Annotated in this window: 15 protein-coding genes; 4 read left to right on the forward strand and 11 right to left on the reverse strand. The window is 59.0% G+C overall.

Features of this window, described 5'->3' with window-relative positions:
• Window positions 1-263 precede the first annotated feature (263 nt).
• Window positions 264-1,487, reverse strand: coding sequence for an argininosuccinate synthase (locus BLR31_RS02240; protein WP_090590754.1), 1,224 nt, complete (start codon window positions 1,485-1,487; stop codon window positions 264-266).
• Window positions 1,488-1,690: 203 nt separating this feature from the next.
• On the opposite strand from BLR31_RS02240, the gene BLR31_RS02245 reads away from it, so the two are divergent.
• The 3 genes from BLR31_RS02245 to BLR31_RS02255 all read left to right on the forward strand — a co-directional run bounded on the left by BLR31_RS02245 (window position 1,691) and on the right by BLR31_RS02255 (window position 3,525).
• The gene (locus BLR31_RS02245; protein ID WP_090590757.1) at window positions 1,691-2,338 is read left to right on the forward strand and encodes a LysE family translocator; all 648 of its coding nucleotides are present in this window, start codon (window positions 1,691-1,693) and stop codon (window positions 2,336-2,338) included.
• Between the two features lie 69 nt (window positions 2,339-2,407).
• Complete coding sequence (locus BLR31_RS02250; protein WP_090590760.1) at window positions 2,408-3,259, forward strand: 23S rRNA (adenine(2030)-N(6))-methyltransferase RlmJ; 852 nt, start codon at window positions 2,408-2,410, stop codon at window positions 3,257-3,259.
• 71 nt (window positions 3,260-3,330) lie between these two features.
• The gene (locus BLR31_RS02255) at window positions 3,331-3,525 is read left to right on the forward strand and encodes a YqaE/Pmp3 family membrane protein (protein WP_090590763.1); all 195 of its coding nucleotides are present in this window, start codon (window positions 3,331-3,333) and stop codon (window positions 3,523-3,525) included.
• Here the strand turns inward: BLR31_RS02255 and BLR31_RS02260 are convergent.
• The 5 genes from BLR31_RS02260 to thpR all read right to left on the reverse strand — a co-directional run bounded on the left by BLR31_RS02260 (window position 3,522) and on the right by thpR (window position 7,229).
• Window positions 3,522-3,965 (reverse strand): GNAT family N-acetyltransferase, encoded by a 444-nt coding sequence (locus BLR31_RS02260; protein ID WP_090590767.1) that lies wholly within the window; start codon window positions 3,963-3,965, stop codon window positions 3,522-3,524. The two genes, BLR31_RS02255 and BLR31_RS02260, sit on opposite strands and share 4 nt — an antisense overlap.
• An 8-nt stretch (window positions 3,966-3,973) precedes the next feature.
• Window positions 3,974-5,173, reverse strand: coding sequence for a dual-specificity RNA methyltransferase RlmN (gene rlmN, locus BLR31_RS02265; protein ID WP_090590771.1), 1,200 nt, complete (start codon window positions 5,171-5,173; stop codon window positions 3,974-3,976).
• A 121-nt stretch (window positions 5,174-5,294) separates the two neighbouring features.
• Window positions 5,295-5,807 carry an invasion associated locus B family protein gene (locus BLR31_RS02270; RefSeq protein ID WP_143009295.1) on the reverse strand — a complete coding sequence of 171 codons (513 nt, stop codon included), beginning with the start codon at window positions 5,805-5,807 and terminating at the stop codon, window positions 5,295-5,297.
• A gap of 106 nt (window positions 5,808-5,913) precedes the next feature.
• Window positions 5,914-6,441: an invasion associated locus B family protein gene (locus BLR31_RS02275; protein ID WP_090590777.1), complete on the reverse strand. Its 528-nt coding sequence runs from the start codon at window positions 6,439-6,441 to the stop codon at window positions 5,914-5,916.
• A gap of 248 nt (window positions 6,442-6,689) precedes the next feature.
• Window positions 6,690-7,229, reverse strand: a complete 540-nt coding sequence (thpR, locus tag BLR31_RS02280; RefSeq protein WP_090590781.1) for an RNA 2',3'-cyclic phosphodiesterase — start codon at window positions 7,227-7,229, stop codon at window positions 6,690-6,692.
• Window positions 7,230-7,472: 243 nt separating this feature from the next.
• Here thpR and BLR31_RS02285 point away from each other — a divergent pair, with 243 nt between their 5' ends.
• On the forward strand, window positions 7,473-8,198 hold the full coding sequence (locus BLR31_RS02285; RefSeq protein ID WP_090592032.1) for a Bax inhibitor-1/YccA family protein: 726 nt from the start codon (window positions 7,473-7,475) through the stop codon (window positions 8,196-8,198).
• A 70-nt stretch (window positions 8,199-8,268) separates the two neighbouring features.
• On the opposite strand, the gene BLR31_RS02290 is transcribed toward BLR31_RS02285, so the two are convergent.
• The 5 genes from BLR31_RS02290 to BLR31_RS02310 all read right to left on the reverse strand — a co-directional run bounded on the left by BLR31_RS02290 (window position 8,269) and on the right by BLR31_RS02310 (window position 12,564).
• Entirely contained in the window at window positions 8,269-8,571 is a 303-nt protein-coding gene (locus BLR31_RS02290) for a DUF2794 domain-containing protein (protein ID WP_090592036.1), read from the reverse strand.
• A 426-nt stretch (window positions 8,572-8,997) separates the two neighbouring features.
• Window positions 8,998-9,741, reverse strand: a complete 744-nt coding sequence (locus BLR31_RS02295) for a DUF1223 domain-containing protein (protein WP_244504917.1) — start codon at window positions 9,739-9,741, stop codon at window positions 8,998-9,000.
• A gap of 38 nt (window positions 9,742-9,779) precedes the next feature.
• Complete coding sequence (locus BLR31_RS02300; RefSeq protein WP_090590789.1) at window positions 9,780-11,237, reverse strand: protein adenylyltransferase SelO; 1,458 nt, start codon at window positions 11,235-11,237, stop codon at window positions 9,780-9,782.
• A 24-nt stretch (window positions 11,238-11,261) separates the two neighbouring features.
• Window positions 11,262-12,047 (reverse strand): anti-sigma factor family protein, encoded by a 786-nt coding sequence (locus BLR31_RS02305; protein ID WP_090590793.1) that lies wholly within the window; start codon window positions 12,045-12,047, stop codon window positions 11,262-11,264.
• Window positions 12,048-12,057: 10 nt separating this feature from the next.
• A complete protein-coding gene (locus BLR31_RS02310) occupies window positions 12,058-12,564 on the reverse strand; it encodes an RNA polymerase sigma factor (protein WP_090590797.1) in 507 nt (168 codons plus the stop codon).
• Window positions 12,565-12,579 lie beyond the last annotated feature (15 nt).

Consider the following 12,579-nt stretch of genomic DNA (forward strand, 5'->3'; position numbering starts at 1 on the left):
GGTTCACTCCAGATCAAAACTTTGTGAGAGCCTACGATCCCCCGCTTAAGGAGACTTTAAGACCGCCCCGCCGCACTCAAAATTGATTGCCCCTCACCACCACCCGCAAAAAGAAAAACCCTCGCCCCTAGGGGAGAGGGTGGCAATCAGAGCGGTGAGGGGGCCGTGAGCGCCAGTAATCTTCACGCGCGCACCGCCCCGCCCCCGTCATCCCGGGATCTAGCCACGCGCTGTCCGGCGCGTGCAAGGACCGTTACTTCCCCCTAAAACCCGAACTTCGCTTTCCGCGCCCCAAACGTGCGCAACCGCAACCCGTTGAGCTTGATGAACCCCTCGGCGTCATGGTGGTCATACGTCCCGGTGCCCTCTTCAAAGGTCACGAGATCTTCCGAATACAGCGAATAGGGCGAGGTCCGCGCCACGACCTGCGCCGAGCCTTTGTAGAGTTTAACGGTCACTTCGCCCGTCACATATTCCTGGCTCTTGTCGATCAGCGCCTGAAGCATTTCGCGCTCTGGGGCAAACCAGAAGCCATTATAGATCAGTTCCGCATAGCGCGGCATGATCTCGTCCTTGAGGTGCGCCGCCCCCCGATCGAGGGTGATGGATTCGATCCCCCGATGCGCCGCCAGAAGAATGGTGCCGCCCGGCGTCTCGTAAATGCCGCGCGACTTCATGCCCACAAAGCGGTTCTCGACGAGATCGAGCCGCCCCACACCATGCTTGCCGCCCAGTTCATTGAGCTTGGTCAGAAACGCTGCCGGCGAAAGCTTTTCGCCATTGACCGAAACGCCGTCACCCTTTTCGAACCCGATGGTGATCGTCTCGGGCTCATTGGGCGCATCGACCGGATCGACGGTCCGCTGATAGACATAATCGGGCGCTTCGACACCGGGGTCTTCGAGCACCTTGCCCTCGGACGAGGTGTGCAACAGATTGGCATCGACCGAGAACGGCGCTTCGCCGCGCTTGTCTTTCGGCACCGGGATCTGGTTCTTTTCAGCGTATTCGATGAGCTTTGTCCGGCTCTGCAAATCCCATTCACGCCACGGCGCGATGACCTTGATCGCCGGGTTGAGCGCATAGGCGCACAATTCGAACCGCACCTGGTCATTGCCCTTGCCTGTCGCCCCATGCGCGATCGCATCGGCGCCGGTTTCCTCGGCGATCTCGACAAGCCTTTTGGCGATCAGCGGACGCGCGATCGAAGTGCCCAAGAGATAGACGCCTTCATAGACCGCATTGGCGCGAAACATCGGGAAGACAAAATCGGAAACGAACTCTTCGCGCACGTCCTCGATGCGGATGTCCTTGACACCCATCATCTCGGCCTTGGCCCGCGCCGGCTCCAGCTCTTCGCCCTGCCCGAGATCGGCGGTAAACGTTACCACCTCGCAATCATAGGCCTCGCGCAGCCATTTCAGAATGATCGAGGTATCCAGACCCCCCGAATAGGCGAGGACGACTTTCTTGATGTCTTTGCTCATGGCGAGAACTCTAACCTGCTGGCGGATCGCGGGGATAACTTTCGCGCGGACGTTAATCAGATCGAGTTCAAGCTGTCCAGAATGGGCGCGCGACGAAATCTCTCGGCAAAAATCGGGTTGCGCGTTTTTGGGCGCACATACATGTTGCCAACTTCCGAATAGCGCTGTCGATCACAGCCACAATCGCCGATCTGGAGCCATATATGCATGGTTACGCGCCCGACCTTCCGGTCATTTTAAGCTTCGCGCTGGCCGCCATCGTTTTAGCAATTACGCCCGGTCCGGACATGGCATTGTTCATTTCCCGCACCGTCAATTTCGGCTCAAGGCACGGATTTGCAACGGTTTTTGGTGCCGTCACCGGCATCGCCGTTCACACCATGCTCGCCGCCTTCGGCATCTCGATCTTGATCGTCACCGCCCCCACCGCCTTTTGGGCCCTCAAGATTGCTGGCGCTATCTATCTGTTATGGCTCGCTTTTTCTGCCATCCGTTCAGGCACGGGCCTGACCGTCGCCAAGGCGAAAGGCAAAACGCCCAGCCTTAAGAATTCCTATTTCACCGGCCTCGGCATCAATCTCACCAACCCCAAGGTCGCGCTGTTTTTCGTGACCTTCCTGCCCCAGTTCGTCTCCGCCTCCGACCCCAACGCCGCTGCAAAACTGATCTTTTTAGGCGTTGAATTCGTCGTCCTCTCGCTCCCCATCGTCATAGCAATTGTACTTGGCGCCCAATGGCTTACCGGAACGGTGATGAAATCGGAGCGCATTCAGAAGGCACTGAACTGGTCCTTCGCCGCAGTCTTTGCGGCGTTTGCGGTGACGATCCTGACCGCTGAGGCACGCAGGTGAGCGCTTCCAGAAAAGTTGGCTTTCGATTTGTCGGCTCGGAAGTGCGAAAACACAAGAAAAAGCAGTAACATGAACTACCGCCACGCCTTCCACGCCGGCAATTTCGCCGATGTGGTCAAACACATTATCCTCGCCCGCATCATCTCGTATATGATGCGCAAGGATGCCGCCTTTCGCGTCATCGACACCCATGCCGGTGTCGGCCTTTACGATCTTTTGGGCGACGCGGCGGGTCGAACGGGCGAATGGGAAGACGGAGTTGGCCGCCTTATGGCCGCCAGCTTGCCCCCCAAGGTTGCCGAGTTGGTAGAGCCCTATCTCCTTGCAATCAAAGCACAAAACCTAGATGACGCCCTGCGCTTCTATCCCGGCTCACCCCTTGTGACGCGCCATATGCTCCGCTCCCAGGATCGCCTCATGGCGCTAGAGTTGCATCCACAAGACTTTGAACTGCTTAAGGAAAATTTCGCCGGCGACATCCAGGCCCGCATCACCCATCTCGACGGTTGGGCCGCCATGGGCACCCATCTCCCGCCAAAGGAAAACCGCGGCCTCGTCCTCGTCGATCCGCCTTTCGAGGAAAAGGGCGAGTTTGCTCGTATGGTCCAAAGCCTTGAAAAAGCTTACAAACGCTGGCCCGGCGGCACCTACGCCTATTGGTATCCCATTAAGGACCCAAGGGACGCGGACACCTATGCCAGAGCGCTCAACGCCACCGGCATTCCCAAAATCCTGCGGCTGGAACTGACCATCCGTCCCCCCTCGACGCCACCGCGCCTGCATGGCACCGGCATGATCGTCGTCAACCCGCCCTATGTGCTTGAGGATGAAATGAAAATCGTCCTGCCAACATTGGCTAAGCTACTGTCGGACGAGAACCGCGGACGCTTTCGGATCGACTGGATTCGCGGGGAGGCGTGACCGGAACGAACTTGCAGCACAAGAACTTATCCCCATATTGCAGACCAATGCTAACATGGGACCGTACCACGATGACTTTTGGCGATTTTATCAGGATCCTCTTTTCGATCCTCATCCCGCCCCTCGGCGTTTTCCTCCGCGTCGGCTTCGGGCTTCACTTCTGGCTCAATATCCTCCTGACCATTCTCGGCTACGTGCCGGGACTGATCCATGCGATCTGGATCATCGCCAGCCATCGCACCCGCGACACGGTCGGATACCGCTAAACTTTTGATTTAAAATGTCTTTTCGATAGATCGAACTCGAAATAGGCCATGTCCTGCCCCTTCCCGCCACTGCGCATATACAGCGCCTTGGCGGGGAGATTATCGCCTTCGGTGCCGACCCAGGCATAGGTGACCCCCCGCTCCCGCGCAGCGTCAAACAGCACCTCCATCAACCGCTTTGCGATGCCCTGCCGTTGATAGCTTTCGGCCACACCGACTTCATTGACGAACAATTCCAACGGCTTGTCGGGATGGAAATAAAAAAGACCTGACGCCATGCCGACGACCTTATCCCCGTCGACCGCCAATGCGATATTATAGTCCGGATGGGCCAGATACGCCCTGGCGAGCTCGGGCTGAATGGGATTGTCGAAGACACTGGTGTCGGCGGAGCACAAAAGGTCGAAGTCGGAGGAATCGAGCAGCTTGACGGTGACCATGGCCCCTCTCAGAGCATGAACGCTTCGCGGTCCTTCTTTTTCAGCCGTTCGGTTTCCGATTTCAATTGCCCGCACGCGGCAAAGATATCGCGCCCGCGCGGCGTTCTGACCGGGGACGCATAACCGGCCCGATTGACGATATCGGCAAACGCCTCGATCCGATCCCAGTCCGAACAGACATAGTTCGACCCCGGCCATGGATTGAACGGGATCAGATTGATCTTGGCCGGAATATGCTTGAGCAGCCGCACCAATTCGCGCGCATCGGCGTCGGAATCGTTGATGTCCTTGAGCATAACATATTCAAATGTAATGCGTTTTGCGTTCGACACGCCCGGATAGGTCCGGCACGCCTCAAGCAATTGCTCCAGCGGCCATTTCTTGTTGATCGGCACCAGGACGTCGCGCAGATCGTCGCGAACGGCATGCAGCGAAATCGCCAGCATCACCCCAATTTCCGACCCCGTCGGCTCGATCTGCGGCACGACACCCGACGTCGAAAGCGTGATGCGGCGCTTCGACAGCGACAACCCCTCGCCGTCCGAGGCGATCAGCAAAGCCTGCTTGACGGCCTCGTAATTATAGAGCGGTTCGCCCATCCCCATCATGACGATATTGGTGATCGCCCGGCTATCGCCATGCGGCACCAGACCATCGGTAGGCCGCACCCCGCCCGGGAAATCCCCAAGACGCTCGCGTGCCATCATCACCTGGCCCAGGATTTCCCCAGCCGTCAGATTACGCACCAGCTTTTGCGTTCCCGTATGGCAGAACGAACACGTGAGCGTACACCCGACCTGCGAGGACACGCACAGCGTTCCACGATCCGATTCAGGGATATAGACGGTTTCGACCTCGACAGGCGGCATGTTGGGATGGGCGGGATCGCGAAACCGGAACAGCCATTTGCGCGTCCCGTCGATCGACACCTGTTCGGAAACGATCTCCGGCCGCCCGATCGTGAACGCCTGCGCCAGATCGGCGCGCAGCCCCTTGGCGATATTGCTCATATCGCCAAAATCGGTAGCTCCGTTCACATACATCCAGTTCCAAAGCTGGCTGGCGCGCATACGGCTGTCGCGCTCTGAAAGCCCGATGGCACCAAGCTGCGCTGCAATGTCTTTTTTGGACAGCCCCAACAGATCAACCGGTCCGGTTCGTTCCGGACGCGGCACAGAGCCATGATCGATATTGAGCGCCAAACTCATGGGCGTACGTTCCAAATAATGTGTGAGGCGAATATGGATCGGGGCGCCGCCAATTCAAGCGCGCCAAGGATCCGGGCTCGCCTTTAGCACACCGGGCCGGTCAGCGCAAAGCGAAGGCTTGCTAACAGGCCCCATCGATAGCATTGGTCGCAGCGGTCGCGCCGGAAAGTGAAAAGGTCTGCCGCACGGTTGAACCATCCGCCTGTGTTCCTTCCACAACCATTGTCGATCCCCCACGAATGGCCTGGATCGCGCTGGTGGTCTCTCCGGTGTCTGCAAGCCATGCCGCGTCGTCCTGGGTATAGAGTTCGAAACTCTGGCTGCCTACGATGAGCGATGCAGTGGCTTCGCTGTCCAAGCCATACCCCGTCACGATATTGATCTCTGACCGCACGCCCTGGTCTGGTCTGTGGGTAATGTAGAAATACCCTTCGCTCGTCCCCGCCTCCGGTTCGGTCGCCGTGGGTCGGGACAACACGAAACAGATCTGACCGGCACTTTCGGTCGTCGCATAGGCTGTCCAGGCGTTGTGCTCGCTCAGAACGCGCACCGATTGCGCCATGGCCGGCAGCGTGGTCGCAGCAAGCACCGTTGCGGCCAAAACGATGGAGAGACGGCGATGAAGTCCAGTCATGACGGCGAGGTCCTTCAGGTCTTTTTTGAGAGAACGCGAAAAGGCCGGGAACGGCGCCCCGGCCTTTTTGCCCAATTGAGAAGCTGAACGCAACAGGCGCAAACCGCTATTGCGGGCATTCCTCATTGGCTTTGTTCAGTGCCGCGGTGATCCCGCGCAGCGAGTATGTGTCGACCGTATTGGTCCCACGCTGCGAAGTGGCACGCACCACCATGGCAGCACCCGCACGCATGGCGGTAACGAAACCCGGTTCATCCTCGATCGAGGCGAGCCAGGCAGCGTTGCCCTGCGCAACCATCGGGTATGAACGTCCATCGACGGATGTTGAAGCATTGGCGTTGGTTTCGTGGATGGGATAGCCCACGATCGTCGCGACCTCGTTGCGATTGGTCGCCCGGATGGTCACGATGAAATGTATGTCGCCTCGACTGACCCCGGATGGCTCCATCGTCTGCGGCGTGGACGACACATAACAGATCTTGCCCGTCGAATCCTGATCGCTCCATGCGGTCCAGAAATCGAATGTCCCAAGATTGGTGGCAGCGAAAGCTGCCGGGCCGGTCGCAAATACGGCTACGCAGGCCACGCCTGCGGTCACAATGCGGCGAATATGGCTGCGAAATGCTGACGGCATCGCCAAACCCTTCCCTTACTCTAGATTACGCTATTCACTCGGACCGATTTTGCATTGGTATGGTTACCAGAGAGCAAATGCCGACCCCAAATATCGCCAGGAAGTGCGAACCTAGTGACGAATTTGGCCGGAATTTGGCCCGCATGCCTTTGCAGACCGGCCCGGCTGTTGTGCCGCATGCGCGCTGAATGCTGGCTGAATGGCACATCGGGCGTACCGTAAATTTATCACGATTCCGTGACGCGCTTTCATGCTGCCAGGGGGTAATCCTGTTCGATGATATAGGGTCCGCCCCCCACGCTCTCCCGGCTGGAGAGCAGCACGAAGCGATCGACAGTAAACGACATGGCCATGAACTGCCCCGACTGCGCGATATGGCGTGCGAGATCGAGGGCGGCGGTATCGCGCAATCGCGCCAAAGTGACATGGGGTACGAACTTTCGCCCGTCCGCCGGCACCCCGACGCGTTGCAGCAAGCGTTCCTGGCCTGCCTGCAGCCGCGCCAAAGGCTCTGATGGCTCGATCCCGGCATAAAGCGCCCGCGGCTTGTTCGACCCGAAAACCCCGAGATGGGAAAGCGTTATGGGAAAGGGATCGATCACGGGACCATGATCGAGGGCGTCGAGGATTTCGTCAGCGGTGTGATGATCCACATCGCCGATAAACCTGAGCGTGATGTGATAATTTTCGGGAGAAATCCAGCGCGCACCATGCAGCCCACCGCGCTTGAGCGACAAGGCAAAGCCAATGTCGGGGGGAAGCTGGAGACCCGTAAACAATCGGGGCATGATCGCCTCCTTGCTGCCGGCAGGGCCGCGATGGTCGGCCCGACGAATCAAAGCCTATCATATCGATGCGCCGATTGGCGCCGAAACAGAGGCGCCCGCCGCTTCAAACGGTCGCGAGAACATCGGTTTCGCTTGTAATTTCAAAGTGCCAACGCCATATTGATCGCGAACCGGCGATTGATGCGGCACCACATGCCAAGGCGTCGTCCGGACCGCCACTTTAAACCGAGGATGGAACACGACATGGCACAATACGACCGTCAGACCGTCTCAGGGCGCGTAGGCACGGCCGCCGCCATCGACGAGGGTCTGCGCAGCCATATGCTGCGCGTTTACAACTATATGGGCATCGGCCTCGCCGTGACGGGCCTCGTTGCTTATTTCTTCGCACAGTGGGCAATTTCCAGCCCCGCCGTCGCGCAAGCCGTTTATGGCAGCCCGCTGGCATGGGTGATCATGCTTTCGCCACTGGCCTTTGTGCTGGTGCTCTCGTTCGGGATCAACAAGCTGTCCTTCCCGGCAGCACAGGCCACGTTCTGGGCCTTCGCCGCCGTTATGGGGCTTTCGCTGTCCTCGATCTTCCTCGTCTATACGAGCGCATCGATCGCCAAGGTGTTCTTCATCACCGCAGCGATGTTCGGTTCGATGAGCCTTTACGGGTACACGACCAAGCGCGACCTGACCGGAATGGGCTCCTTCCTGTTCATGGGCCTGATCGGCATCATCATCGCAATGGTGGTCAACATCTTCCTACAGAGCTCGGCGCTTGAATTCGCCATCTCGGCAATCGGTGTTGTGATCTTTGTCGGCCTGACCGCCTATGACACCCAGAAGATCAAGGAAGCCTATGCCGAAAACATCGGACGTGAAGGCTTGGGCAAGCTCGCCATCATGGGCGCGCTGACCCTTTATCTGGACTTCATCAACCTGTTCATGATGCTGCTGCGCCTGTTCGGCAATCGCGAATAGCCCAGCGCATACCGGAACAAGAAAGGGCCGCGGAGTTCTCTGCGGCCCTTTTGTTTTGCGCAAGTTCGGATTATCGGACCACGTAAAGCTGCGGATCGAGGATGCGCAATACCGAAGCCAGATCGTGGCCACGCTTGAGAATACGTCCATCCGCACCGATCACCATGTACTGGCCCTGCTTGCGCGCCAGCTTGGGGTTCTTCTCGACCACATACAATGGCCGCTCGGACGTGCGCTGATAGATCGAGAACATCGCGCGTTCCCGACCGAAATCGAGCGCATAGTCACGCCATTCGCCGGCAGCGACTTTCTTGCCATACACATTGAGGATGAGCGCGAGCTCCTTACGGTCGAAGCTGACAAGGGCAACCATGCGGGAATGAGCGCTGGTTCGGGCGGGGGTGAAGGCATGGATACCCGCATCGTCCTTGCCATCGTCGCGATCCGTCAAACCCTGCGACCCTTCAAAAGAAAACCGTCCATGCCCGATGATTGCCCCGTTCGCCGGTGCTGGCAAGGGCCTTTCCTTGGCGTAAAGGCTGCAAACTTTCCGCCAATTGACCGGATTTGCGACACAATCTGACCCTTGTGGCGCCCCAAACCGGGTCTAGCCTTCGATCATTGCCTCCAGTAAGCCGGCCTCCGAGTTCACCGAGCCCCCAAACCATGAACTCGGCAGGCCGGCACCCTTCCCGGCCTTGCCTCCGGGATATTCCTAGCTCCGATGGAGGTAATCTCCAGAGTCGCTACGCCCCGATCCGGATGGTTCGGGGCGTTTCTTTTTTGTCGCGTGCATAGATTAGCGGTCGAAAGCGGACGCCGCGATGATCGCGCCGGGCAGATTGCCGTGCTTTTCCTGAATGATGACGGCAGCGCCATCCGAATGCGTACCAAGGACCTCGGCCAACGGAATGGTGAGATTGGCCCCCGATTGCGGGTCCCACATGCCGATCGCCTGTCGGCCCGTGACGATATGGGTGTAAGGCAGAACGCGGCCTGAATTTTCACCGCGCTCCACCACCACCTCAGCCAGAGCGCGGTAGGTTACCAGCCAGACGACCGACGCCTGATGCGTACCATTGGCGGGTGCACTGACAGTAACCGAGTCCGCATCGGCAGCGACAAGTGAAATCTCAAGCGGCGTCCTCGCTGCCGAGATCGCGTTTTCCGCCTCCCGTGCGTCCGAGCCCACCACCGCATGAGCACCATTGATCACCATTTGCGGCGTGTAGATGCGGTTTTTGCCCCAGGCCTGCGCATAGCCCTTTTGCAACTCGGTGTTGCCAGGCAGCGCAAAGGTATCCTGCCAGCCGATATAGTCCCAATAATCGATGTGATAGGCGAGAGCCACGATATCGTCGCGTTCACCGAGTTCGGCCAGAAGCCGATCGGCGTCCGGACAGCGCGAGCACCCCTGGCTGGTGAATAGCTCGACGACCGTATCGGCATTGCTGCGAATATCGATTGCGCCAGCAGGCGCAACGACAAACCCGAACATCACCAATGGCGCCAGCCAGGCGGACAATAAACGCGCAAACATCATGGGCGGAAGTTGTACGCGCTGGCGCGGTGACCGACCAGTCAATTCGCGGTGAAAATCGCCTCTCGATACGCCGCGCCCATGACATCGATATCCCCAAGGGCAGCGTCGAGACCTGACCAGTCGTCGTTTTCGGCAATCGGCGCCCAGATGGCTTCCAACTCCTCGATCAGCATCGTCCGCGGATGCGTGCGTTTGAAATAAGCGTGATCGAGATTCGCCGAGATGGACGGCTCGTACCCATTGAGCGCGGCGCTGAAGTCGGCAAACGCAGCACCGCTGTAGAGGTCGGCCTGTGGGCTGCCTTTTGCCCGCTCCGCCGACGCCGGACCACCCCGCCAGTCGAAGAATACCTGCTCATAAAGAGGTTTTTCTGCCTGCATGAAGCCGAAGAATGCCGCGAGCAACGCGCCATCGGCCTCCGCTCCCCGGGATATGAGCCCGAGCCGCGAGACGATCGATCCGGCAAGCGCTGCCTGAAACGCAGGCCAAAACCTGTTGAGTTCAGGTTCCAGCGCCGAAACAGTCGAGAGCGGGACAAGGCATTCCGCAAGCCGCGTCAAATTCCACGCCATGGTGTCGGGCTGGCGGCCGAAGGCATAAAGGCCATTTTCGTCAAAATAGGCTGCAGTAAATTGCGGATCATACCGTGGCAGGAACCGCCACGGTCCATAGTCGAAACTCTCGCCGGTGATGTTGGTGTTGTCGGTATTGAGCACGCCGTGCACGAAACCCGCAGCGATCCATTGCGCGGTAACGCGCGCGACATTTGTCGCCACCGCACCCAAAAAGGCCGGCACCCGCTCGGCCCGCGGAAGGTCAGCCAATTGCGGATAGTAATGGGCGATACAATGGTCGACCAACCGCGCCATGTTGGCGTGGTCGTCCAGCATATCGAGACGCTGAAACGTTCCGATCCGGATATGGGAATGCGACAGACGAACAAGCACCGAGGAGCGAGTTGGAGACGGCTCGTCGCCACGAAATAGCGCCTCACCCGTTTCGATGAGCGAAAAGCTTTTCGAGGTTTCGACGCCCAAAGCCTCAAGCATGCTGGTCGCCAGAACCTCGCGCACCCCGCCCTTGAGCGTCAGGCGCCCATCGCCGCCCCGGGACCATGGCGTGGTTCCCGATCCTTTCGTCCCGAAATCGCGCAAGGTGCCATCGATATGGTCGAAGCCCTGGGCAAAGAGAAATCCACGTCCATCGCCGATGTCGGGATTATAGGATCGAAACTGATGACCGTGATATCGCAGAGCCAGTGGCTTTTGGAAACTGTCCGGCAAGGGGGCAAACCGGCCAAAATGATTGATCCACTCCTCGTCCGAAAGTGTCTCCAGCCCCATGCGCTCCGCCCAGGGCTGATTGCGATAGCGTAGAATGGTTTTTGGGAAATCCGCTGCAGTGACGGGATCGAAAAAATCAGGGCCAAGATTGGCATGTGCAGTGCTGCCGGAAAACTTTTGGGGCAAAACAATATCCTTTGAGCACGACGCCATTTTGGCGAACAGTTGGCCTCAGGACTATATCGCCTCGAAATGATCGTAAACCGCGCGGGTGATGTCTTCGAGCGCACCGCGATCGAGAAAGCCGGTGATGGCATAGGCCAGTGGGCCGTCGATCCATCGGAAGGTATTGACCCCATCGCCCTCGGAAAACTGGAACGCCGTATCGCGCGCGCCGGCATTGCGCGCGAGAAGAAGAGTGGCGCGATCGCCCTGCCCATTCTCATACATCAGCATCGCGCCCGGCCGGCCATTGATGGGCAGCAGGCGCCCACCCACGAGCCCAAAACCCAGCTCGGCGAGACTGGGCGCTGTGAAAGGACGGTCGATGCGATTGCCCAGCCAATTAGTGAGGTGCTCTTGCTCATCGGCGCCGACTTCGACGGGGTGACGCACCTCTCCCACATAGGTCAAGAACACCTCCCGCGCTGCAGCATCGAGCCAGAGCGCGTCTAAGTCACGAACGGCGGAGGGTGTTTCGATAAGCGATCGACCAAGATATCCGGCACCGCCACCAAGACTGAACGCAACGACAACCGCGGCAACCATCGCTGTCCATTTGAAGCGTCTGCCCTCGGTGCGTTGAGGTTCAGCGACGGGGATCTCATCTGCAGCGCCAAAACTGTACGCCCCAAGGACCGCGCGCAGATCAGTTTCGCGGTGACGCCAGCGTTCAATCTCTCCTGCCACATCGGGATTTCCCGCGAGATGACGTTCGACGTCGGCCACACGGTCCTGATCGAGCGCGCCATCGAGAAATGCGTGCAGATCGTCTTCGGAGATCGGGGCAGAAGGTTTTGTCATTGCTAAGCCGTCATCGTCGCACGAAGGGGGTTACGCTGGGATAATCGACACGCGCGCTCAACTGCCGCCGCGCCCGTGACAGACGGGACATGACCGTGCCTATGGGAACATTCAGGATGTCGGCAGCCTCCCGATAGGTAAAGCCCTCGATCGAGACGAGGAGCAGCGCGGCGCGTGCATCGGGCTCAAGCGCGCCCAAGGCACGCACGAGCTGATTATGAACCAGGGGATCGCTGTTGCGACCGTCACCCATCTCCTCCGTGTCGTCGATCGAGATGAGGACTGGCTGCCGTGAGCGCCCGCGCAATCGATTCAAATTGAGGTTGGTCATTATCGCATAAAGCCAGGCGCGACCGTTTTCGCCGCGCCAGCTCTTTTCATGTTCGATGGCCCGAAGCAGCGTTGCCTGCAACAAATCCTCAGCATCTGCACGGTGGCCGGTCAGCCCATGCGCGTAGCGCCGCAGGACCGGCAAATGCACAACGAGCAGATCGCGTACGGAAGGATGGCGCCCCATCGATCAACTCCGGGA

Origin of the sequence: Pelagibacterium luteolum (genome assembly GCF_900100665.1) — a bacterium.
Classification (GTDB): Bacteria; Pseudomonadota; Alphaproteobacteria; order Rhizobiales; family Devosiaceae; genus Pelagibacterium; species Pelagibacterium luteolum.

What these genes read in the sequence shown, in the direction of transcription:
- BLR31_RS02240 (WP_090590754.1), bottom strand. Translation starts at nt 1,487, where the DNA reads ATGAGCAAAGACATCAAGAAAGTCGTCCTCGCCTATTCGGGGGGTCTG.
- BLR31_RS02245 (WP_090590757.1), top strand. Translation starts at nt 1,691, where the DNA reads ATGCATGGTTACGCGCCCGACCTTCCGGTCATTTTAAGCTTCGCGCTG.
- BLR31_RS02250 (WP_090590760.1), top strand. Translation starts at nt 2,408, where the DNA reads ATGAACTACCGCCACGCCTTCCACGCCGGCAATTTCGCCGATGTGGTC.
- BLR31_RS02255 (WP_090590763.1), top strand. Translation starts at nt 3,331, where the DNA reads ATGACTTTTGGCGATTTTATCAGGATCCTCTTTTCGATCCTCATCCCG.
- BLR31_RS02260 (WP_090590767.1), bottom strand. Translation starts at nt 3,965, where the DNA reads ATGGTCACCGTCAAGCTGCTCGATTCCTCCGACTTCGACCTTTTGTGC.
- rlmN (WP_090590771.1), bottom strand. Translation starts at nt 5,173, where the DNA reads ATGAGTTTGGCGCTCAATATCGATCATGGCTCTGTGCCGCGTCCGGAA.
- BLR31_RS02270 (WP_143009295.1), bottom strand. Translation starts at nt 5,807, where the DNA reads ATGACTGGACTTCATCGCCGTCTCTCCATCGTTTTGGCCGCAACGGTG.
- BLR31_RS02275 (WP_090590777.1), bottom strand. Translation starts at nt 6,441, where the DNA reads ATGCCGTCAGCATTTCGCAGCCATATTCGCCGCATTGTGACCGCAGGC.
- thpR (WP_090590781.1), bottom strand. Translation starts at nt 7,229, where the DNA reads ATGCCCCGATTGTTTACGGGTCTCCAGCTTCCCCCCGACATTGGCTTT.
- BLR31_RS02285 (WP_090592032.1), top strand. Translation starts at nt 7,473, where the DNA reads ATGGCACAATACGACCGTCAGACCGTCTCAGGGCGCGTAGGCACGGCC.
- BLR31_RS02290 (WP_090592036.1), bottom strand. Translation starts at nt 8,571, where the DNA reads ATGGTTGCCCTTGTCAGCTTCGACCGTAAGGAGCTCGCGCTCATCCTC.
- BLR31_RS02295 (WP_244504917.1), bottom strand. Translation starts at nt 9,741, where the DNA reads ATGATGTTTGCGCGTTTATTGTCCGCCTGGCTGGCGCCATTGGTGATG.
- BLR31_RS02300 (WP_090590789.1), bottom strand. Translation starts at nt 11,237, where the DNA reads ATGGCGTCGTGCTCAAAGGATATTGTTTTGCCCCAAAAGTTTTCCGGC.
- BLR31_RS02305 (WP_090590793.1), bottom strand. Translation starts at nt 12,047, where the DNA reads ATGACAAAACCTTCTGCCCCGATCTCCGAAGACGATCTGCACGCATTT.
- BLR31_RS02310 (WP_090590797.1), bottom strand. Translation starts at nt 12,564, where the DNA reads ATGGGGCGCCATCCTTCCGTACGCGATCTGCTCGTTGTGCATTTGCCG.